The 21305-nt window shown below is 71.1% G+C and carries 14 protein-coding genes; 1 reads left to right on the forward strand and 13 read right to left on the reverse strand.

Annotated elements, in window-relative coordinates; all coding sequences use genetic code 11:
- Nucleotides 1-280: 280 nt before the first annotated feature.
- Nucleotides 281-6187 (forward strand): MobF family relaxase, encoded by a 5907-nt coding sequence (mobF, locus tag H5V45_RS20215; RefSeq protein ID WP_056680657.1) that lies wholly within the window; start codon nt 281-283, stop codon nt 6185-6187.
- Between the two features lie 466 nt (nt 6188-6653).
- On the opposite strand, the gene H5V45_RS20220 is transcribed toward mobF, so the two are convergent.
- The 13 genes from H5V45_RS20220 to H5V45_RS20280 form a co-directional block, all read right to left on the reverse strand.
- Nucleotides 6654-7457 carry a M48 family metalloprotease gene (locus tag H5V45_RS20220; RefSeq protein WP_056680653.1) on the reverse strand — a complete coding sequence of 268 codons (804 nt, stop codon included), beginning with the start codon at nt 7455-7457 and terminating at the stop codon, nt 6654-6656.
- Between the two features lie 142 nt (nt 7458-7599).
- Nucleotides 7600-7947, reverse strand: coding sequence for a hypothetical protein (locus tag H5V45_RS20225; protein WP_156393578.1), 348 nt, complete (start codon nt 7945-7947; stop codon nt 7600-7602).
- A 5-nt stretch (nt 7948-7952) separates the two neighbouring features.
- Entirely contained in the window at nt 7953-8654 is a 702-nt protein-coding gene (locus H5V45_RS20230) for a hypothetical protein (RefSeq protein ID WP_056680647.1), read from the reverse strand.
- Nucleotides 8651-10129 carry a type IV secretory system conjugative DNA transfer family protein gene (locus H5V45_RS20235; RefSeq protein WP_056680644.1) on the reverse strand — a complete coding sequence of 493 codons (1479 nt, stop codon included), beginning with the start codon at nt 10127-10129 and terminating at the stop codon, nt 8651-8653. The genes H5V45_RS20230 and H5V45_RS20235 overlap by 4 nt, the downstream gene beginning before the upstream one ends.
- Nucleotides 10126-10410 (reverse strand): hypothetical protein, encoded by a 285-nt coding sequence (locus tag H5V45_RS20240; RefSeq protein WP_056680641.1) that lies wholly within the window; start codon nt 10408-10410, stop codon nt 10126-10128. Before H5V45_RS20240 ends, H5V45_RS20235 begins: the two co-directional genes overlap by 4 nt.
- Nucleotides 10407-10946: a hypothetical protein gene (locus H5V45_RS20245; protein ID WP_185254949.1), complete on the reverse strand. Its 540-nt coding sequence runs from the start codon at nt 10944-10946 to the stop codon at nt 10407-10409. Before H5V45_RS20245 ends, H5V45_RS20240 begins: the two co-directional genes overlap by 4 nt.
- A 140-nt stretch (nt 10947-11086) precedes the next feature.
- A complete protein-coding gene (locus H5V45_RS20250) occupies nt 11087-14242 on the reverse strand; it encodes a VldE C-terminal domain-containing protein (RefSeq protein WP_185254950.1) in 3156 nt (1051 codons plus the stop codon).
- Between the two features lie 28 nt (nt 14243-14270).
- Entirely contained in the window at nt 14271-15806 is a 1536-nt protein-coding gene (locus H5V45_RS20255; protein ID WP_185254951.1) for an ATP-binding protein, read from the reverse strand.
- Nucleotides 15806-17311: an SCO6880 family protein gene (locus tag H5V45_RS20260; RefSeq protein ID WP_056680628.1), complete on the reverse strand. Its 1506-nt coding sequence runs from the start codon at nt 17309-17311 to the stop codon at nt 15806-15808. Before H5V45_RS20260 ends, H5V45_RS20255 begins: the two co-directional genes overlap by 1 nt.
- 74 nt (nt 17312-17385) lie before the next feature.
- Nucleotides 17386-19356: a type IV secretion system protein gene (locus H5V45_RS22785; protein WP_056680625.1), complete on the reverse strand. Its 1971-nt coding sequence runs from the start codon at nt 19354-19356 to the stop codon at nt 17386-17388.
- Nucleotides 19353-20129, reverse strand: coding sequence for a hypothetical protein (locus tag H5V45_RS20270; RefSeq protein WP_056680622.1), 777 nt, complete (start codon nt 20127-20129; stop codon nt 19353-19355). Before H5V45_RS20270 ends, H5V45_RS22785 begins: the two co-directional genes overlap by 4 nt.
- The gene (locus tag H5V45_RS20275; protein ID WP_056680619.1) at nt 20129-20995 is read right to left on the reverse strand and encodes a hypothetical protein; all 867 of its coding nucleotides are present in this window, start codon (nt 20993-20995) and stop codon (nt 20129-20131) included. Before H5V45_RS20275 ends, H5V45_RS20270 begins: the two co-directional genes overlap by 1 nt.
- Nucleotides 20995-21288, reverse strand: a complete 294-nt coding sequence (locus H5V45_RS20280; RefSeq protein ID WP_011755687.1) for a hypothetical protein — start codon at nt 21286-21288, stop codon at nt 20995-20997. The genes H5V45_RS20275 and H5V45_RS20280 overlap by 1 nt, the downstream gene beginning before the upstream one ends.
- Between the last annotated feature and the right edge of the window lie 17 nt (nt 21289-21305).

Genomic DNA, 21305 nt, shown 5'->3' on the forward strand with positions numbered 1-21305 from the left:
ACAGTCACCTACGACAAATCCCGGTCCCCGTGCGATCACCTCCGGCCAAGAAGCCTTCCGAACCCACCAACCTCGACCCCAGCCAGCCCGTTCAACTCCCGCAGCCCGACCCGACGCCCCAGCCGTCACCGACACCCCTCAGCGTCCCCCCAGATTTCCGCGACCTTCCAAGTGCCACACACCTCTTGCATTCTCGGTCTGCCGAATAGAAAGAACACATCAGCAATCCGACCGGAAGTGATCGCAGCGGGCGCCCGCGCGCACGTAGGTGACCGTGACGATGAGCCTCCACAAGCTGACGGCGGGGTCGGGGTACGACTACCTGACCCGCCAGGTCGCAGCGATGGACGCCACGGATAAGGGCCACACCGGCCTCGCGAGCTACTACACCGAGAGGGGCGAGACTCCCGGCGTGTGGGTCGGCTCCGGCATGGAGGGACTCGAAGGGCTCGACGCCGGCGACGTCGTCACCGCTGACCACATGCAGAGCCTGTTCGGCTCCGGTCACCACCCGCTGGCCACCCAGCGGACCAAGGACCTGGACCTGCGCATCGGCCGCGACGGCGTCGACCGGCCGACCGACGCGGACTACAAGACGGCCCGCCAGCTCGGCACGCCGTACAAGGTCTACGAAAACGACATCAGCCCGTTCCGGATCGAGGTCGCCAAGCGCATCGCGGCCCTCAACGAGGCCGCCGGCCTGCCGGGTGACTGGCCGGTCCCCGCGGCCGACCGGGCCAAGGTCCGAACCGAGGTCGGCACCGAGTTCTTCCGTGCTGAGCACGGCCGCGAACCCGCCGACGCACGCGAGCTGGCCGCCGCGATCGCCAGGCACTCCCGAGCGAAGACCAACGCGGTGGCCGGCTACGACCTGACCTTCTCCCCGGTCAAGAGCGTCTCGGTGTTGTGGGCGATCTCCGACCCGAAGACCGCCGCGGTGATCGAGCGGGCCCACCAGGCGGCGATCAAGGACGCGCTGGGCTTCATCGAATCCAAGGCACTGTTCACCCGCCGGGGCACCAACGGCGTCCGCCAGGTCGACGTCCGCGGCCTGGTCGCCACGGCGTTCACCCACCGCGACTCCCGCGCGGGAGACCCTGACTTGCATACGCACGTCGCCGTTGCGAACAAGGTCCAGACGCTCGACGGCAAGTGGCTGGCCATCGATGGCCGGCCGCTGCACAAGGCGGTGGTCTCGGCCTCGGAGACCTACAACACCGCGCTCGAGCGGCACCTGGTCGACGCCCTCGGCGTGCGGTTTAAGGAGCGGCCGAACGAGGACGCCCGCAAGCGGCCGGTGCGCGAGATCGTCGGCGTCGACCCCGAGCTGAACCGCCGCTTCTCTAAGCGCCGCGCCAGCGTCGAGGACCGCCGCAAGGTCCTCGCGGCCGCGTTCCATGCCACCCACGGCCGCCCGCCGACGCCGGTGGAGACCATCCAGCTGTCCCAGCAGGCGACGCTGGAGACCCGCGAGGCCAAGCACGAGCCGCGCTCGCTGGCCGAGCAGCGCGAGACCTGGAGCCGTGAGGCCATCGAGGCGCTGGGCACCCCTCAACGGGTCAAGCAGATGGTCCACGGGGCGCTGAACCCGAAGGGCGCAGCGCGGTCGCTGGCCGACTCGGCCTGGTTCGCCAAGACGACCGACCGGATCGTGGCGACGATGGAGGGAGCTCGGAGCACCTGGCAGTTCTGGCACGTCTACGCCGAGGCCCAGCGGCAGGTCCGGGGCGCCAACGTGCCCACCAACCAGGTCTCCCAGGTCGTCGAACTGCTCGTCAGCGAGGTCCTCGACGGCCGCTCGGTGAGCATGGCCCGACCCTGGGACGCCATCAGCGAACTGGTCGAGCTGCGGCGCGCGGACGGGGCCTCGGTCTACACCCAGAGCGGCGCCGTGCTGTTCACCTCGGGCAAGGTACTCGCCGCCGAGCAGCGTCTGGTCGAGGTCGCCGGCCGCCACGACGGGTACGCCGTCGAGCCGTCCTCGGTCGACCTGGCGCTGCTCGAGTCGACCGCCAACGGCATCACCCTCAACGCCGGACAGGCCACGCTGGTCCGCGAGATGGCCACCTCCGGTGCCCGGCTGCAGCTGGCGATCGCGCCCGCCGGATCCGGCAAGACCACCGCGATGCGAGCCCTGGCCAGCGCCTGGGCTGATGGTGGCGGCACCATCATCGGTCTGGCTCCCTCAGCGGCGGCCGCGGACGCGCTCCGCTCGCAGATCGACACCCAGACCGACACCCTGGCCAAACTAACCCACTCGCTCGAGCAGGCCCGCGAGTCCGGCGCCGCGATGCCCGCCTGGGTCGCCGGCATCGACGCCTCCACCCTCGTGGTCATCGACGAGGCCGGGATGGCGGACACCCTCTCGCTGGACGCGGCGGTGTCCTACATCCTCGAGCGCGGCGGCAGCGTCCGCCTGATCGGCGACGACCAGCAGCTCTCCGCGATCGGCGCCGGCGGCGTCCTGCGCGACATCCGCGCCACTCACGGAGCACTGCAGCTGACCGAGCTCGTCCGGTTCAAGGACCCCGCCGAGGGCGCCGCCTCGCTCGCGCTGCGCGAGGGCAAGCCCGAGTCGCTCGGCTTCTACCTCGACCGCGACCGCGTCCACGTCGGCGACCTGGCCACCATGACCGAGGACGTCTTCGCCGCCTGGCAGGCCGACCGTGCCGCCGGCCTGGACTCGATCATGCTCGCCCCCACCCGCGACCTGGTCAGCGAGCTGAACCAGCAGGCCCGCGCCCACCGGCTCGAGGGGATCGACCCGGCCGACCCCGACCATGAGTCCGCCAGCGGCCCGGTCCGCCGGCTCGCCGACGGCAACGAGGCCTCGATCGGCGAACTGATCATCACCCGCGAGAACGACCGTCGCCTGCGTACTTCGGCTACCGACTGGGTGAAGAACGGCGACCGCTGGAACGTGCTGGAGATCCACGACGGCGGCGACCTGACCGTCCAGCACACCCAGCACGGCCGCACCGTGCGGCTGCCCGCTGACTACGTCGCCCGATCCTCCGAGCTCGGCTACGCGTGCACCGTGCACACCGCCCAGGGCGTCACCGCCGACACGATGCACGGCCTGGCCACCGGCAGCGAGTCGCGCCAGCAGCTCTACACGATGATGACCCGCGGCGCGCACGCGAACCACGTCTACCTCGAGGTCGTCGGCGACGGCGACCCGCACTCGGTGATCCACCCGACGCTGGTCCGGCCGCTCACGCCGACTGACATCCTCGAGTCGGTGCTGGCGCGCGACGACACGCAGCGGTCCGCAACCAGCCTGCTGCGCGAGCAGGCCGATCCGGCCACCCGGCTCGGCGAGGCGTCCCAGCGCTACCTCGACAGCCTCTACGTCGCCGCAGAGGATCTCCTGCGCCATGACCACGTTGGCCAGGACGCCAACGGCGCCCCGATCAACGTGGTCGATGCCCTGGACAACGCGGTCGAGACGCTCGTCCCTGGGCTCTCGGAGGAGGCCGCCTGGCCGACCTTGCGTGCCCATCTGCTGCTGCTCGGCGCGGCCGGCGAGAACCCTGTCGACGCGCTCCGGGCGGCCGCCGGCGACCGGGAGCTGGAGACCGCGCACGACCGCGCCGCGGTCCTCGACTGGCGCCTGGACGCCTCCGGCCTGCGCAACGCCGGCGCAGGGCCGCTGCCGTGGATGCCCGCGGTCCCGGCCCGCCTGGCTGAGGACCCGCACTGGGGCGCCTACCTCTCCCAGCGCGCTCACCTGGTCGAGCAGCTCGCCGACCAGGTCCGAACGCGGGCGACCGACCAGGCAGCACTGCCGGCGTGGGCACAGAACGGCCTCCGGCCCGAGGCCGCCACGGTCGCCAACGTCGAGGTCTGGCGGGCCGCCATGCGGGTCCCGGTCGACGACCGGCGACCAACCGGTGCACCGCAGCTGCAGAAGGCCTCCGCGACCTGGCAGCGACGGCTCAACCGCGCCGTCACCGGCGACCACACGCCGGCGCTCAAGGAATGGCGCCAGCTGCTCTACTCGCTGGCCCCGCAGGTCCGCGACGACGAGTTCACCCCGCTGCTCGCCGAGCGGCTGGCCGCGATGTCCCGCGCGGCCGTCACCGCCCACGAGCTGCTGCGCACCGCCACTGCGGCCGATCACCCGGCCGGGCCGCTGCCCGATGAGCACGCCGCGGCGGCCGTGTGGTGGCGCATGGCCCGTCAGCTCACCCCGGCCGTTGCCTCCCAGATCGGCGACGGTTCCCACGGTGAGAGCGTCACCACCGAGTGGACTCCGCGGCTCGCGGATCTGTTCGGTCCCGAGCGCGCCGCGAGCATCCAGGCCAGCACCTGGTGGCCCGCGCTCGTCGCGAACGTGGACCACGGCGTGCAGCGCGGCTGGCAGGTCGAGGCTCTGCTGGGTGCCGGGCGGGCGATGCCGAGCGACGGCTGGGAGGGCGTCGACGAGTGCCAGGCGCTGGTCTGGCGGACCTCGATCGCGCTGGAGACCGCTCCCGACGAACCACCCGCAGAGCTGTGGGACGGGATCGAGCCGGACCCGGAGACGCTCGTCGACCACGCCGCCGACCCCGACTGGGCCGACTGGCCGCTCGCCGAGGACCCCGGCCCGTACGACGAGCACGCGGCCGACGAGCACGTGGCCGACGAGCACGTGGTCGACGCCGTCGCTGGCGACCTGGTCGACGTCGACGAGGACCAGTTCGTCGAGCCCGACCTGACGCTGGCCGCCTACATCCGCGACCTCGGCGGCAGCCGACTGGAGCCCACCGACGCCGACCTCCGGGTCATGTACCAGCGGGCCGACGAGTGGCACTCCTCCCCCGTCTCGCGTGAGCGCATGCTCGAGATCAACGACATGGCACGGGCCTTCTTCGAGGCCCGGTTCACCGACTCGTGGGGCCGCGACTACCTCACCGGACGGTTCGGCATCGACCTCGCCGGCGACGAGCGGTTCCGTCCCGGTCAGGCGCCAGCCGGGTGGACCAACCTGGTCGACCACCTGCGCGGCCGCGGTGTCAGCGACGCCGAGATGGTGGCCACTGGCGTCGCCACCGAGGCCAGCACCGGTCGCCTCATCGACCGGTTCCGCGACCGGGTGATGTTCCCGGTGATCCACCAGGGCGAAGTGCTCGGCTTCGTCGGCCGCCGCCGGCCCGACCTCACCCACGCCGACAAGGGCGGCCCGAAGTACCTCAACACAGCCGCCACCCCGCTGTTCCACAAGGGCGCCCAGCTATTCGGTGTCGTCGACGAACTGCTGGCCGAGGGTGCGGTCCCAGTGATCGTCGAGGGCCCGATGGACGCCGTGGCGGTCACGCTGGCCAGCGCCGGCCTCTACCTCGGCGTGGCGCCCCTCGGCACGTCGCTGACCGATGAGCAGGCCGCCCAGCTGGCTGCAGTCGGCCGAGACCCGATCGTGGCCACCGACGCCGACCTCGCTGGCCAGGTCGCGGCCGAGCGCGACTTCTGGATGCTCACCCCGCACGGCCTCGACCCCGGCTTCGCGCGGTTCCCCGACGGCCTCGACCCCGCCGACCTACTCGCCCAGCGCGGGCCCGCCGCGCTCACTGCCGCGGTGGCCAGCGGCCAGCCCGCCTTCCGCTCGCTCGGTGACCAATTGCTCACCGAGCGGCTGGACAACCTCGCCCCGGAGCAGGCACATCTGGCCGCCATGCGGGTCATCTCGGCACGTCCCAGCCGCGCCTGGGAGCCGGGCGTCAACCAGGTCCGGGCCCGGCTGCAGCTCTCCCAGTTGCAGGCGCGACGCGACCTGCGCGACGCGATCAAGACCTGGGATGCCGACCCGCGGAAGGCGGCACTGGCCGAGCTCCACAAGAGCAGCGAGGTTCGCACACGGCTCTCGGCCGCGGCCGAGAAGACCCCCGCCGAGCGGTGGGCCACCTTGGCTCGCGAGCTCGACCCGCGGCTGCTCGAGCAGGGCGACTGGCCGGCCACCGCCGCGATGCTGCAGCAGGCCCACGAGCAGGGTCAAGACGTCGGCGCCGCCACGCGCGGCCTGGTCGCTGAGAAGCCCCTGGGCGACAGCCCTGCGCGTGACCTGCGCTACCGGATCGTGTCCCGCCTCGAGATCCCGATCGACACCGGCGAAAGCACCCCGGCGCCGACCCAGTCGCCGGGCGTGGCACGAGATCGGCAGGACGTGAACCGTCCGCGGCCGCCCCGCCGCGGTACCCCTCGCCGGTGACCCGCTCCGGAAGCCCGCAGGCTGGCGTCACGGTAAGACCAGCTGCACGATCCTGTGGTCGCGGTGACAGCGGCCTCCGCAGCCGGTCTCGTCGATCAACGTCTTGGCCTCCAACGCACTATCAGCCGTCTGGTGCAGGGACACGGCTCCGTGCCGGTACCTGACAGGCCCAGAAGGTCTGCACGCCACCAACGCGATAGCTCCTTCGCCGGAGACCCACGGAGCGTCGTTCCAGATGCACTTCGCCATCGTCAGAAAGGTCCTGTGCTCACGTGAGCAATTGTGCTGCCGCCAAACTGGTCCCAGATCGGTTGGAGTCACGATCGTCATCCTCACGCAGCGAAGAAGCCAGGGTCTACCCAGGCCGCGGCCGACCGGATGGACTACGTCGGCTGCCAGCCGCTGAACGGGCCAACGAGGTCGGCCCGGCTGCTACCAGAGGTGTTTCGCCGCCGCGTTCGAGAAGTCACCCAAGGCGACTGCGCATGGCTGCGAGCCGCGCCTGCGGCTCGGGGTGGGTTGCGAACCACCGCCGCTCCAGCCGCGACCACGCGGGGCCGCCGTCGGGCGTCGGCCGCGCCAGGCTTTTCTCGTAGAACCGCATCAGCTCGGCGGCCGCGTCCAGGTCGCGAGTCAGGTCGATGGCGAAGAGATCGGCGGTGGCCTCTTCGCGCCGGTCGAAGGTGAAGCGGAGACCGAGAAACGCCACGGCCGCACTCATCGTGGCCAGCAATGAGGGGCCGGCCAGCTGGGGCGAGGCCGCAAGAGCAGCTGCAGTGAGACCAGCGCCTGCCAACACGAGGAGTAGGTAACCGACCAGCCACGAGTACCGCGCCGCGGCCGAACTGCGCTCGCGGCGGATGACGTGGCCGAGCTCGTGGGCGGCCAGGCTCTGCACTGCGCGGGCGCTGAGGCCGGTGAGCGCGGCCCGCGCGAACACCACGGTGGGGGGACGACCAGCCCGGAAGCGGGTCACCGCGAGACCACCATCGCCCACGGTCCCATCGGCTTCCCCGGCGACCGGGGCGCCCAGGATCGCAACGACGTCGGTTGCCGGAGGCGGGACGTTCGCGACTGCGGCGACGGCGGCCATCGCCGCGGCGGCCCGCTGCTGCAGCAGGACGTCGACCGGGCTTGTTTGCGCGCTGGTGCGCCAGCTGACCGACCAGGCGAGCAGGACCTTCGCAAGCGCCACGATCAACAGAACGGCTCCGCCGAGGTAGGCGATAGTCACCACGATGAGGAGCGCTGAGGTCAGCTGATCCGGCATCAGTCCTACGCCTGGGAGGTCGAAGGGGCGAGAACGCTCAGAATGGCTCTCCCACAACGAAGCGGTGTGTGACTACCCGCTGGCAGGGGTTGCCGTTCTCTCAGCGGCGTTCTAACGCCGTCTTGAGCCCGTCGTGCCCACTTCATCGCGATGCAGTGGGCGCGAGCTCCACGTCTGGGGTCGCCGACGTCGATGGGATTGCGCGGTCCTCGGCCGCTCGGCCGCGGGCGGCTGTCGCAGGCTCCTCGAGGTCCTCGGTCGCCTCGACCATTTGACGCTGCTCCTCTGTGCTCGGTACGCCGTATCGGCGATTGGCCATCGCCTCGACCTGTGCAACGGCGTTCCACACGTACTCACCCGAGCCGTGGGAGTAGCAGGCGTTGACGTGTTCGCGCGCGTGGCCGAGCTCCTTCTTGCTTGAGCGCGGGTGCTCGCCGAGAGCCTTGAGGGCGCGCTGGGCTCGGCGGATGGCCTCGGAGCGTTCGTTCATCTGCATCATTCGCGGGGTCCCTTCTCGGTGCGGGTGCGCGGCAGAGCGCCGCCCAGCTCGTCGTCGTGGATTTCGCCGGTGTCGAGGTCGACGAGGCCGAGCCGCGGTGGACCGGCCGGCGATTGTTCGTGTGCCCGCCGGTTGACGGGCAGAGCGTCGATGTCGTGGGCGAACGTGTTCTCGCGGCGCTGGCGGCTGGCGTCGGCCAGGTGCTCGCTGTGGCGCGGCTTGGCCGGCCAGCTCTTGTGCTCGTCGTCGCAGTGGGTGCGCAGCCTGTTGCGCATCCGGTCGGTGAACGCCGCCAGGCAGTAGCGGTGCCACTCCTCGAGCGCGTCGCTGGTCATCGCCAGGCCGGCCCGCCGGCGCTGGTCGGCAAGGACGGCGATCTCGTGGACCAGGTGCGGGTGCAGAGGCCAGCAGCTGGGGATGAGCCCGGAGACGTCCCAGGTGTACTCGCGGTTGAGCCAGATCACGACGTCCTCGAGCCACTCCCACAGGTCGTGACGCAGCTCGGGGTCCAGGCAGGTCGACGGCTCCCAGGGCCGCGACAGCAGCGCGTGGTTACCCAGGGCCTTCTTCTCCTCCTCGGTCCCGTTGATGGCGATGTGGAGCTCGCGGTAGGCGAGGCGGACGTGGTCCCCGGGGACGGGGAACGGGAAGACCATCAGCGTGGGTGCCGCCCGGCGGGTCTGCTGCTCTGTGGTCACAGTTCACTCCTTGCGTGGTCGGTCTCGTCGTCGACGAAGCCGAGACGGCGTGCCTCGACGAGCGCGGCGGTGGCTCGGGCCTCGGGGGTGATGACCATGCGCCGGTCGTTGGTGAGGCGCTCGCGCAGCGCCCGCTGGTCGGCCAGCAGGCGTTCCCCGGCCTTGCCTTCGACGCAGCGGTGCAGCTTGGCGATGATCGGCTTGCCGTTCTCGGCGACGACCAGAGCTTGGCGTTCGGGCAGTTGCCGGACTTCCTCGGGCCGCATGATCGGGATGTCGTCGCCGGAGAAGCTGCGCCCACCGCCACTGGCTCCGCCGGTGGAGTGGGTGACCCGCCCGATGCGGACCGTTCCGAGGAGGTCGGAGATCTCCTGGTTGAAGGCGACGTCCTTGGAGCCGCCGAACATCACCAGGGCGTTGGTGAGGCCGAGCAGTGCTCGGGCCTCGTGCTCACCGAAGATGCTGGTCAGCTGGGGCCGAGTCTGGGCGGCCCAGATGAACGACAGCCCCAGGGCGCGCTCGTTGGCCATTCGGGTGCGCAGGGTCGGAAGCGGCGCGGTCGACGGCAGCTCGTCGAGCACCGAGACCAGGGGCGGGCACAGCCGGCCGCCCCACGGTGAGCTGTTGGCCAGCAGCAGGCCGGTGTCCAAGACGTGCTCGGCCACGGCGGTCATCAGGGGGCTGGCCGAGGCGTAGGGGTCTTCGCGGCCGAGCAGGTAGATGGTGCCGCGTCGACGGATCACGTCGGCGAGGTCGGTGGCGGGACGTCCGGGGCTGGGAATGCAGCGGCGGCGGATGTCGGCCTGGAAGAACAGCGAGACCGCCTGCTGCACTGTGGTGACGGTGTTGCCGGCGGTGCGGTCGTCACCGTTCAGCGCACCGTGCAGGAGGCCGTGCCAGAACGGCTCGGCGTGCGGGTGCCGCCGCAGGATCTCCATCGGCTGGGTGGCTGCGGTGGGGTTGGCGACCCACTGCAGCACGTCCTCGAGCGTCCTACCGGTCAGCGCCGCGGCGTGGAAGTAGCCCTGCAGCACCTTCGCGGACTCGGCGGCGTAGAACCGCGCAGCATCGTCGCCGGTGCCGCCGGTGATCGCGCCCTTGACGGTGCCGGCGGTGAAAGCCTTGGCGCGCCGCTCGGCGACCTTGGGGTCCACGCAGCCGGCGATCGGGTCCCAGATCAGCTCGTCGACGACGCCCTCGGCCAGGCCGAAGGGGTCGAGCACCACGCAGGGCCGGTCGTCGCGGGAACGCTCGGTGAGGCTGAGCAGCAGGTCCTCGACCTTTGTCAGTGTCACCAGGGCGGCACCCGGAGCGCCGAGCAGCGCAGGGGTGAGCAGGTCAAGGGTCTTGCCGGATCCCTGCGGGCCGATTACGCCGGCGGTGCGGTCCCACGGCACCCACAGCTCGCCGCCTCGCGGCTCGTGGGCATCACCGATGCGCCAGCCCACGTCCCAGGGGTCGAACCTCAGCTTCATCGCGCCACCTCGGGAACGGTGTCCCCGCACGGGGCGAGGCAGCGACGGCAGATCACCGCACGGCCGTGGCGTTCTTCTTTTCGGCGGCCGAGGAGCGGGAAAGAGGTGTCGGACAGCAGGTCGCGCGCCTCGCAGAGGAGTTCCACCTGGCCGGCAGCCACGTAGTAGTGGCGCCCGACGAGGACCGGCCGGTGTCCGCGGCGGCGACAGCTGATGCCGCCCAGGCGGCGGCCGCGGGTGCGAAGTGTCGGGTTGTCCTGCAGTGGGGTCTCGTTGCTCATCGGTCTTCCTTCGTTCGCCGGCCATGCAGGAGCCACGGGCTGAGGCCGTGGCCCAGCTGCGGGCCGGGTTGTTCGGTGAGGTCGCCGGCGGTGCGCTGGACCGGCGCTGCTGTCGCGGCGGCGTGCTTGCCGTAGAGGTCCGGGCGGACGATGCCGGCGACCTTGCGGAGCCGGGTGACGCCGAGCAGCTTCTCGGCCTCGGCTGCGGTCGCCATGCCGCGCATGCGGCCCGGGCCCCAGCGCTGGTAGGCCCACGCGCCGAGCCACATGGTCGCGGTGAGCAGCGCGACCTCAGTCAGGGCGAGGCTGACCCAGACCAGGCCGCTACCGGCCAGACCGTCGGGGGTGGGGCTGGGCAGCCCGGCGTCGGCGTGTCCGCCGAGGACGCCGGGAAGGCTGGTCCAGAAGGCGGTGCCGATGGGTGAGGGGAACGCGCCGGCGTTGGCGTCGGGCCATGTCCATCCGGCGCCGGCGACCAGGTTGGCGACTGATCGTCCGAGCTGGATGCCAATGACGATGATGAACAGGGTCGCCAAGGCCACCGCTACGGGGATCTCCCAGGTCCACGGGTAGGGGTCTCGTCGTCGCTCACGCTGCATCGGTCTGGCCACCTCCAGGCGGTCGTGGGTCGTTGGGCCTCGCTGGTCACCTATGTGCTGTCAGGGCTCCGGTGCGATCACACGGCGTGACTCGGGCGTGATGCGTTCTCTGCGAGCCAGGTCGAGGGGTCGACGTTGTCGGGGTCGTAGATGGAGCCGTTCTTGAGGTGGACCTCGAAGTGGAGGTGGCAGCCGGAGACGTTGCCCTCCTTGCCGACCTGGCCGATCGGCTCGCCGGCTGCGACGGTCTGGCCGCGGCTGACGCTGACGGTCGCCATGTGGGCGTACCACGTGGTCAGGGACCCGGCGCCGGTGGTGACCTTGACCAGCTGCGGCCCAGCCCAGGAACGCTGGGTGGTGTCGATCTCGATGGTGCCGGCGTGGGCGGCGTAGACGGTGGTTCCGCAGGGTGCGGAGAAGTCGGTGCCGGTGTGCCACCTGGACCAGTAAGGGCCGGTCTCGTGCCAGTTGTGGTTGTCGGTTCCGACATACTGCGCGGGCACCGGATAGACGACCTCGTCGCAGGAGGCGCCCTCGAGGCCGACCGGCTGGACGGAGGCGCCGGGCTTGACGTTGATGTGGACATGGTCGAGGTGGTTCTCGGTAGCGCTCCCCCGGTCCTCCATCGGCCGCCAGCCCTCGCCTGCGCGGGCGACCGACCAGATCCGCTGGTACCAGATGACGTAGTCGATGCCGAGCTTCTGGGCATTGGCCTTGGCGTAGGCGGCGAGACGGTCGCCCTGCGCGCGGCCCGCCGCGTTGAGTGGCACCATGAAGTCGGCCGCGAGCCCGGCCGGGTGGCCGTTGGGGTCGGTGGCGCTCTCGCGGTAGCCGCCGACGGTCTTGATGTCGAACATGGGGCCGAGGATGTTGACCAGCTGGGTCAGCTGCGGCTTGACCGGGCCGAGGTTGTACTTGGCCTCCGCGGTGCCGGAGTCGACTGCGCACCCGGCGCTGCTGCCGGCGGTGGTGGCGGTCACCAGCGGGTGGTCGGCGATCTTGCTGGCCTGGGTGATGGTGTCGACCGCGGCGCTGGCCCAGGTGAGGTTGGCGCCGTAGACGTGGTCGATCGGCGCGTCCTGCTTGGGCTTCTTGCAGGGGTCGGCAGAGCCGCCGAAGGCGTTGCTCAGCTCAGGGGTCAGTGCGCAGTGCGAGGAGTTGCTGCCGTCCTTGCCGTCGTTGAAGTCGCCGAGGATCACCGAAGGGGTGCCGGTGCCTGCGAGCTCGGTCATCGTGGCCAGCTGGAGGCGCAGCGCCTCCTGGCGGTGCCCGGCGGCGTTCCCGTGGGTGTTGGCCGGGTTGTGGATGCTCCAGACCCAGATCAGCTGCCCGGTGGTCGTCGAGGTCAGCTGTACCAGGGGCATGCCGACGTCCTTGCCGCCGAAGTACGGGATGTCGACGAGGCGCCCGTCGGTCTGCTCCCACTCGTTGTGGTCCCAGATCACCCGGTTCTGTGCCTTCCCGCTGGCCGGGTAGATCCCCCACTTGGCCGCGTACTGGTTCTCCAGCGCTTGGGCCTGCGGGCCATGCACCTCCTGGAGGCCGGCGATCGAGATGCCGGCGTTCTCGATCGTGCGCATGGCGCCGGGCAGTCGCTTGTCCCAGGTGTCGTACCCGGGCCGCTCCCCCGGCTTGTCGGTGTGGCCGGCGCCGAGCAGGTTGAGGGTGCCGACGGTGATGGGGTTGACGGTCTCGCCCTGGCAGTTGGCGACGTTCGTGGTGGAGCCCTCGGAGTCAGAGCCGGGCAGGTCCGGCAGGTCGCCGCCGAGCAGATCGGTGATGTCGCCGGCGACGTCCTCCCACTGGGCGTAGGCGTCTGGGTAGCCCGAGCGCTGGACGGCCTGCGCGGCCTGGGTGAGCGGCATGTTCTGCCAGCCGGGGATGTCGAGGAGGCCGGGGTTGCCGGTGTGCTGGGCCTGGCCGAAGAACGCGCGGGCCGCGAGGAGGGGGTTGGTGATCTCGGCCCGGCTTCCCCAGCCAGCCGAGGGGCGCTGCTGGAACAGGCCGCCGGAGTCGCGGTCACCTCCGGTGAGGTTGACCAGCTTGGACTCCTGGATCGCGGCGGCGATCGCGATCTGCAGCCCGTAGCGGGGAATCTCGAGGTCTCGGGCGACCTGGGCGATGGTGATCGCGTTGCGGGCCTGCTCGGCGGTCATGGTCGGGTAGTTGGACGCGAACCGCAGCCGCATCAGCTGGGCGAGCACGTCGCGGGCCGGCGGCTCGGCGGACGTCCGGGCGGTGGTCGCCGCGGGCACGATCCCGTCGGTCGTGGTGGTGGTCTCGGGCGCGCTCTCCGGGCCGGCGCCGTTCATCGCGATGCGAGCCGAGAGCCAGTGGTGGTCCGACACCATCGTGCCGTCCCAGCCCTGCTCGAGGCGGGCGCCCTGGTGGTGCGGGAAGAAGATGAAGTCGACGCCGTGGTTGTGCCATCCGTAGCCGGCGGCCTTCATCTTCGCGGCCGCCGTCCAGGGGATGTTGGTGTAGGAGGCCTGGGTGTTCATGTCGCCGCCGATCAGCACCGGACCGTGGGCGGCCAGCGAGTTGCGCAGCTGCAGCAGGATGACCATTCCGGCGCCGTACTGCTGGGGCCGGGTCAGCGGCGGGTTGCCGTGCTGCTTCGGCCAACGGTGCGGGTTGGTCATGTGGTGGGTGGAGACCACCGAGACCACGGAGCCGTCGGCGCGGCGCAGCATCACCCATGTCGCGAAGCGGTCCCACGTGACCGGACGCCCGTCGTAGAAGGTCTTGTCGTCGTCGACGAGCTGGACCCGGCCGCCGTTGACCTTCGTCCAGGTCGAGCTCTTCCAGAGCACGACGTTGCCCATGGCCTGCTCGGCGCCGGTGCCGGTGCCGGCCGGGGCTGCCACCCGGAAGGCTGAGTAGCCCGGCGTGGCGGCTTCGATCTGCTCCAGGCTCCAGCCGCTGGCCTCGTTGAGGGTGACGAACTCGGGGTTCTTGGACAGGACCTTGGGCATGGAGGCCCGGAACCCGTCGAGGCCGGAGCGGCGCGGGATGTTGGCCTGCGCCATGGTGATCTTGCCGTTGACCGGGCCGCCCACCGGGCCGTCGATGGCTCCGAGGTCACCGAGCTCGGTAGGCACGGTGCCTTGGCTGCTCTGGGTGCGGCACTCGGCGGCCGCGGTGGTCGTCATCACCACCATCAGCGTCACCAGGAACGGCAGCCCCATGAAGATGATCAGGACGGGCAGTCCCGCGAGCAGCAGCTTCTTCATCACAGGTCAGTCCCGAGGTCGCGCGCGCTCAGGCGGCGGACTCGATGGCCTCGTTGGTGTAGTAGAGCTTCTTCTCCAGCGGGTGGAGCACCGTCTGGACCTTGTAGGTGGCGTCGCCGATGCACCACAGGGCGCGGCCCTTGTCCTGCATGGCCCACCCGGAGACGAGGTCCTGGGCGATCGGGCCGAGCCCGAGCATGGAGTCGAGCTCGCGGGCGACCCGGGGCTTCTGGGCACCGAGGATCTTGATGTCGGCCAGCTCGAGGAGGTCCTTGGCGATCATCGCGGCCTGGGAGTCGGCGTCGCCGACCGAGAGCAGGTCGGAGGGCTTGTGGAGGTTGCAGAACTGGATATCGCCGCCCTTGCCGGCCATGCCGCGTGAGAGCCGCAGGTCGGCGTCGAAGCTCGCCACTGCGGCGGTTCCGAGGCGCATCTGCTTCCAGACCTCGTCGCGCACCACGATGCGCAGGTCGCCTGGCTCGGCGATCTCCCGCAGACCACGCCCCCAGGAGTTCATGCACAGCAGCGCGATGCCCACGGCCTCATCGCCCAGGCCGTCGAGCCGGGAGAGGCTGAACGACTGGATCGGGGCCCGCCAGTCGACCTCGATGTTGGTGAAGTCGTCGAAGAGGCCGGCGAGGGTGCCGGTGACCAGCTCGCCAAGCGCGTTGCGCAGCAGCCGGGTCTCGTCGAGGAACTGACGGGTGTTCGCGTATTCGCAGGCCCGGACGAGCTCCTCGGTGGGGTTACGGAGCAGGTCCCACAGCCGCGGGATGGTCGTCTCCTGCAGGACGCTGTTGTCGGCGGCGTAGCCGGTGAGGATCGCCAGCGCGTTGCGCACGACGTCGCTCTCGTCGGGGCCGAACGGCACCCGGCGCTCGTCGTCGATCTTCATGCTGCCGACCAGGCCTCGGACCAGGACGAGCCACCGCTTGAAGATGATCGTGGCGCGGCGCTGCGCCTCCTCGGCCGAGAGCTTCTCCCACCCGTCGCCGAGCGGCCCCATGGACAGCGGGTTGACCCGGGCCCAGAAGCCGGGGGCGATGACGAAGGGTTCGACACCGAGCGCGCGGCACAGCGACTCGTACTCGTCCTTGACGTCGCCAGTGACCAGGGTGCGGTAGCCGAACGGCGTCATCCGGGTGCAGAACGCCTTGGTGGTGCCGGACTTGCCACTTCCCGGCTTGGCGAACTGGAAGATGTTGGGGTTGGTCGCGGGCACGTCGTCGCGCAGCACCCAACCGAACGGGTCGCAGTAGAAGCTGCCGCCGGAGAGCTGGTCGACGCCCATCTGGGCGCCCGTCGGGGGCAGGGCGGGAGCCGAGACGAAGGGCCAGAACACCGGGGCCTGGTCGCTGGTCATCCGCCAGGCCATCGCCGGGGCGGTGGCAGCAGCCCAGCCTCGGCCGCGGCGGGTGGCACCGCGGCGCGGCGCGTAGCGGAAGAGCCGGGGCTCCTTGGCCTCCGGGGCGAGCGTGGGGATCGTGGGCAGGTCGTGCCCGAAGTCGGAGAGCAGGGCAGCCATGTCGCGGCCGCCACGGCGGTTCCGGCGGGTGGTGGTCATCAGGCGTCTCCGCTCCGGGTCAGGCTCGTGCCGAGGGGGATGGTGGACGCGGCGAACCCGACGTCCTGGGCGAGGTCGAGGCGCAGCGGTGCGAACCCGGCGCGTCGGACCGAGGCGTCCAGGCGGCGCCCGAACTCGGTGATCCGCATCGACTTGGGGACGGTGACCGTGCACACGCCGTAGGGCCGGGTCAGCGAGTTGCCGCGGGCCAGCTTGGCGTCCAGGCCGCGGGCCTTGTGGGCTTCGTCGCGCTGCTTGGCGCGGGTCTTTCGGCCGAGCTTCTCGTTCATCCCCTCGGCCAGGTCGGCGGCCCACTCGGCGTTGCCGGACTGCCGGTCGGCCTTGGTCTGAGAAACGATCGGGTACGCGACGACGAACGATCGCCGCTCACCGAACTCGCTGGGGGTGAGGATCGGTGCCAGGGCACCCATCGCGACGTCGCGGGTCGGCAGCTTGATGGTGGCGCTGACCGAGTTCCAGGCGTCGTGGCTGTAGTGCCGCACCGTGGCGTCGGCACCCGAGGGGCCGGCCATCGCCCACGGGACGTCGGCGTTGACGCTCGGGTCCTTCTCCCGCAGCGAGAGGGCCTCGACGATGCCGGCGCGGTCGCCGGGGGCGAATCCGGTCCGGCAGGCCAGCGCAAGCTCGGGGCTGGTGAGCCAGCGCACCGTCGTCATCCCCATCGGGCCGCGCAGCTGGGCCTCGATCTCGGCCATGAGCAGGTAGAGCTCGCGGCAGCGGCCCTCGAAGCCGCCCCCGGACTCTTTGGCCGACCTCGCGATCCGGGTCTCCGGGATCACGACCGTCACGAATTGCTCGGTGCGCACCGATGCCTGGGTGAGGCCGTGGGCCAGGTCGCTGTTGACGACCTCCGACAGCCCCGGGGCGTTGGGGCGGCGGTGGCGGTTGACCCACAGGTCGCGCTCGGCGCCGTCCTCGGGGACGGTGCGCACCATGAAGAGGATCTCGTCGACCTTCTCTGTGCGACCGGCGACGTCGAGCAGCCCGGCCAGCGCCTCGCCGTAGCGGGCGCGCTCTTCGGTGTCCTTCATGCCGATGCCCGGGTGCACGATCGAGGCCGTGACCGCCCAGGTTTTCATGGCGTGGTCCTCGATGATCGCTACGCGCTGCAGCTGCGAGCCGTGCGGCGGGCCGTCGTGGATCCGGACGCCCTGGAGGACCCCGGGCAGGTCCGGGGTGTCGAGGTCGTCGCCGCGGCCCTGGGCGGCCTTGGCGCGGAACGAGGTCCAGCCGAACAGGCCGCCGACGGCGTACATCGTCGAGGCGAACACCCAGCCGGTGGCCGAGCGGCCGCGCACCGGGATCACGGTGATGGCCAGCAGGAACACCCAGACCAGAGCGAACAGAAACGCGGAGAACCACGCTCCGCGGCTGATTGCCCAGAACGCCGGCAGGCTGGCCAGCGCCAGGAACATCAGCTGGCCTCCGGAGAGGCCGAAGAACCAACCGATGCGGTCGCGCTGGTAGTCGGCGTAGGTGGTCATCGTCGGCTTCCCTTCTGGTCAGTGAGATCGGTGGGTGTCGATCGGTGCTCGAGCTGGGGCGGTCGGCGCATCGGTTACACCGCCACCGGTGGGATGCCGCCAGCTGCCGCGCCGGCGCCGCCGGCACTGCCAGCCGCTCCCCCACCGCCGGCGGCCGGGGTCTTGGGAGCGGCGTCAGCTCCTCCGCCGCCCTGGCCGCCTGAACCGCCGCCGGGGCCGCCGCCGGTGGGCAGCGTCGTCGGGGTGGGCGGCGCAGGAGGCGTGGGCGGGGTCGGCATCGACGAGTCCTCGTCGCTCCGGTCGCCGTTCTGCGACCCGGGGTGGGTCCCGCCCTGGCCGCCGGACTGGCCACCGGACTGCCGTCCACCCAGGCCGCTGAAGTCGGGGCCGTAGGTGCTCTGGCCCACACCGGCCTGGTTGCTCTCGTCCGACATCAGAGAGGTCGCCTTCGCGCCGGCGGAGTTGATCCAGCCCATGCCGGTCGACAGGGCCTGGCCGACCGGCCCGAAGCTGCCCAGGGCGCCCTGGGTCGACTTGCTGAACCGGTCGCCGGTCGAGGCTTCGGCGCTCTGCTCGCCCGAGGAGCGGCCGTTGGCGTCAGTGGTCGACGCAGCCGACGAGCCGCCACCTGCGCCGCCGCCGCTGAGCAGGCCCTGGAGGCCGCCCTGGATGGCCATGCCCTGGCGGAACGACGCGCCGCTGGGGGTGCCGGGGTCGACGAAGGCCAGGAGCTTGAACAGGGACAGCGGGGCGACGACGCTGATCAGGATCGTCATCACGGCCGGCAGCGCGGTGCCGAACGCCTTGGCTGTGTCCTCGGCCAGGTGGGCGGCGACTCCGTTGGCGAACTGCACGCCGATGCCCAGCACCATCACCATCAGCACCGGGGTGAACGCCGCGGCGTGGAACCAGCGCAGCGACTTCCAGAACCAGGAGCGGGTGAACTCCGAGACCAGGCCGGCGGCCGCGAGCGGCCCCGTGGCGGTGAGCACCAGCAGGGACGCCGCGCGGGCCAGGTAGACCAGGACGTGCCCGATGGCGGCCAGCCACAGGAAGATCCCCAGGAAGGCAAGAGCGGTGGCCACGCCGGCGTCGGCGATGTCGTCGATGCCGAGTCCGCCGAGCGGGTCCCAGTCGGGCCAGGTCTGCACCTTGAGCAGCGACTTCATCAGCGCCTTGGTCAGCGCCCCGCACGCCGCGATGATCATGACGCAGTACCCGAACCAGCAGGCGCACACCAAGACGAACTGGCCGGACCCGATGAAGGCCCGGGCGAGGCTCTTGCCCTCGCGCTTGAAGGCCGCGGCGCCGAGCTGGATCATCGCCAAGATGACCACCAGGGCCAGCGCCAGCCACAGGGTGAAGGCGTAGACGTCCTTGCCCGGGCCGTCGGCGCTCAGGTCCGGAGTCAAGAACAGCTCACTGAACGTGAGCACGATGCGCAGCACGAACAGGCCGGAGTTCCAGATCGCGAGCATGGCCGCGGTCCAGGCGTCGGCCGCGGCCTTGGCGATGACGTCGCCGATGGCCTCGAACGGGTTGGGGATGTCACCGAGACCGGGGATGCCGCCGCCGAAGAGGTCACCGACGTTCGGCAGACCGGGGATCCCGGGCAGCCCAGGGACGCCCGGAAGCCCGGGCAACCCGCCGATGTTGCCGCAGATCGCGTCGAGGATCCCGCAGCCGTCGGGGAGCAGATCTCCCGCGCCGTCCAGCAGGTCGCCGGCACCGTCCTTCACATCGCCGGCGGCGTCCTTGCCGCAATCGATCGGGTCCTTGGCGCAGTCGACGGCGTCGCCGCCGAGATCGCACAGGGCGTCGGGCCCCGGGCAGCCCATCTTGAGGTTGCGGGCCGGCAAAGTGCCGCTGGCCACCACCGGGGCGATCGGAGCGAGGTGCGCCGTGCTGGCGGCCGGCTCGCTGGCCGCTGCGGCGGGAGGCTGGAGGGTCGAGGCAGCTCCGAGGAGCGTGGTGAGCACCAGGAGCGCCAGGGCGGCGTTGGCGAGTCGGCTCGCCCGGCGCACGGCGGTGATGACGGTGCTCACTGGGGAGCTCCGTTGATCCGGATCCAGCCGGCCTTCGCGAACTCGGGGGTGCCGGGCGCCACCGCCTGCGGCTGGCCCTCCGAGACCAGGTGCTCGATGTCCGCTTCGCTGCCCTGGACCAGTCGCCAGTCACCGTCGAGCCACCGCATCAGCTGGGTGCCGGCGTAGAGGCTGTCCTTGACCTGGCCGTCAACGGTGGTGAGGGTGACGTAGCTGAGCAGGTTCACCGCGTAGTAGCCGGTGTCGAGCTCCTCGAGTGTGAAGGCGACCGGGGTGACGGCGTACGACGCGGGGGCGGGCACGTCGCCCTCCTTCGCGACGCCGGCCTGCTGGCGGCGCAGCGCGACCGCGGCGCGGGAGCGCTCCTCGAAGACGGCCTTGTCCTCGGGATTGGCGTAGAGGCGGGCGACGGTGACGGCCTGGTCGAAGTCGAACCCGAGCTGTGCCTTGGCCAGCTCGACCTGAAGCGCCACGGCGCCCAGGTCGGTGGCCGGAAATCCCGTCGGGTAGCCGTCGACCTGGTCGTCGCCGGTCGGGATTACGACTCCGTCGACCGGCGCGGTGTCCGGTGCGACCTGCTCGACCGATGCGTTCTCGACCGTCTGGCTCGAGTTGTCCCCGCCGGTGGCGTCGGGGCCGCCGGAGTCGTCGTCGGCCCGGGTGCGAGCACCGAGCCAGACGACGGTGGCCACCATGCAGGCGATCCCCACCAGGATGCCGATGCGCACCAGGGTGGCCCGCGAGTCGTCGTTGCCGGTCGTCAGGTTCTTCATCAGTGGTCCCCTTCGATGTGGTCAGGGTCAGTGGTGTCGTCGGTCGACCAGGTGCGCCAGCCGGCCTCGTGGGCCAGCTGCGTGCCGGGCCAGGTCGCGGGGGCGGGTGCGGGCGGGGCGCCGGGAGCGACCATCCAGCGCCCGCCGACCCACTGCATGCGCTCGCAGTGGGCGAAGGCGATCTGGCCTTCCTGCTTGTAGGAGGCGGTGACCTTCATCAGCACGCAGACGGTGGTCCAGTCGGGCCCGTCGGTGCCCTTCACGAGCGCGGCGGCCGGCTCGAGGGAGACCGAGGCGCTGGGGTCCTTGACCTCGCCCATTCCGGTGCTGGTCAAGAAGGCCTGGACGCTGGCGGTGATCCACCACTCCTCGGCGCGGACCCCGCCGGGCAGAGCCCAGGCGTTGTAGACCTCCGCCGCGGTGGTCAGGCTCATCGACTGCAGCACCGCCAGGTCGATCTGCGCGAGCTGCCCGATCGCGCCCTCGGGGGTGTGCGGGAACCCGGTCATCACGAACGCCGGTCCGTTCACACCGGTGCCAGCCGGGACTTTGATGACGGGCACCTTGGCGCTGGGGGTCGCGGCCGGGAAGGCGGCGCTCTCGGGAACGGCCAGCATCGGCTCGGCCGCTACCTCGTCGCGATGCACGGCACCCTGGGCCACCGTCGAGCGATCGGTCTCGCCGGTGGCGACGTCGGTGTTGGCGCTGGCTTCCTCACCGATCCCGGCGACGGCCAGGTAGACCGCGTAGCCGAGGCCACCGAGCAGGAGCACCGCCACGACGACGGCGGCGACCAGGATTCCGAGCAGGCGGCGCCGGCCCCACTCCGTGGCACCTTCGGCCTTCTTCGTGGCTGCGCGCCGCATCAGATGCAGCCCTTGCCGAGGATCCCGTTGAGCATGCCGGGCAGGACCAGGTAGGCGATCGCGCAGGCGAACACGACCACCACCGAGATCACCCCGACCTTGGAGGCGTGCGGCAGGGAGAACACGCGGCCGGCGATGATCGCGCCGATGGCGATCACGATGCCGAGGCCGAACAGGACGATGACGCCCCACAGCACGTAACTGGTGATCTCGTTGGTGGGTCCGACGGCACCCGGCGGCGCCTTCGGGCAGACCTGGGCGGCCATCGGGAGGAGAGCGGTCATGACGTCCATGGGTGGACTTCCTTTCT

The organism is Nocardioides luti, from assembly GCF_014212315.1.
GTDB lineage: Bacteria > Actinomycetota > Actinomycetes > Propionibacteriales > Nocardioidaceae > Nocardioides > Nocardioides luti.

Bases quoted from the DNA above. Each gene is read 5' to 3' on its own strand.
- H5V45_RS20270 (WP_056680622.1), bottom strand. From the start codon at position 20,129: ATGAAGAACCTGACGACCGGCAACGACGACTCGCGGGCCACCCTGGTG.
- H5V45_RS20260 (WP_056680628.1), bottom strand. From the start codon at position 17,311: ATGACCACCTACGCCGACTACCAGCGCGACCGCATCGGTTGGTTCTTC.
- H5V45_RS20225 (WP_156393578.1), bottom strand. From the start codon at position 7,947: ATGAACGAACGCTCCGAGGCCATCCGCCGAGCCCAGCGCGCCCTCAAG.
- H5V45_RS20255 (WP_185254951.1), bottom strand. From the start codon at position 15,806: ATGACCACCACCCGCCGGAACCGCCGTGGCGGCCGCGACATGGCTGCC.
- mobF (WP_056680657.1), top strand. From the start codon at position 281: ATGAGCCTCCACAAGCTGACGGCGGGGTCGGGGTACGACTACCTGACC.
- H5V45_RS20240 (WP_056680641.1), bottom strand. From the start codon at position 10,410: ATGAGCAACGAGACCCCACTGCAGGACAACCCGACACTTCGCACCCGC.
- H5V45_RS20250 (WP_185254950.1), bottom strand. From the start codon at position 14,242: ATGAAGAAGCTGCTGCTCGCGGGACTGCCCGTCCTGATCATCTTCATG.
- H5V45_RS20280 (WP_011755687.1), bottom strand. From the start codon at position 21,288: ATGGACGTCATGACCGCTCTCCTCCCGATGGCCGCCCAGGTCTGCCCG.
- H5V45_RS20275 (WP_056680619.1), bottom strand. From the start codon at position 20,995: ATGCGGCGCGCAGCCACGAAGAAGGCCGAAGGTGCCACGGAGTGGGGC.
- H5V45_RS20235 (WP_056680644.1), bottom strand. From the start codon at position 10,129: ATGAAGCTGAGGTTCGACCCCTGGGACGTGGGCTGGCGCATCGGTGAT.
- H5V45_RS20220 (WP_056680653.1), bottom strand. From the start codon at position 7,457: ATGCCGGATCAGCTGACCTCAGCGCTCCTCATCGTGGTGACTATCGCC.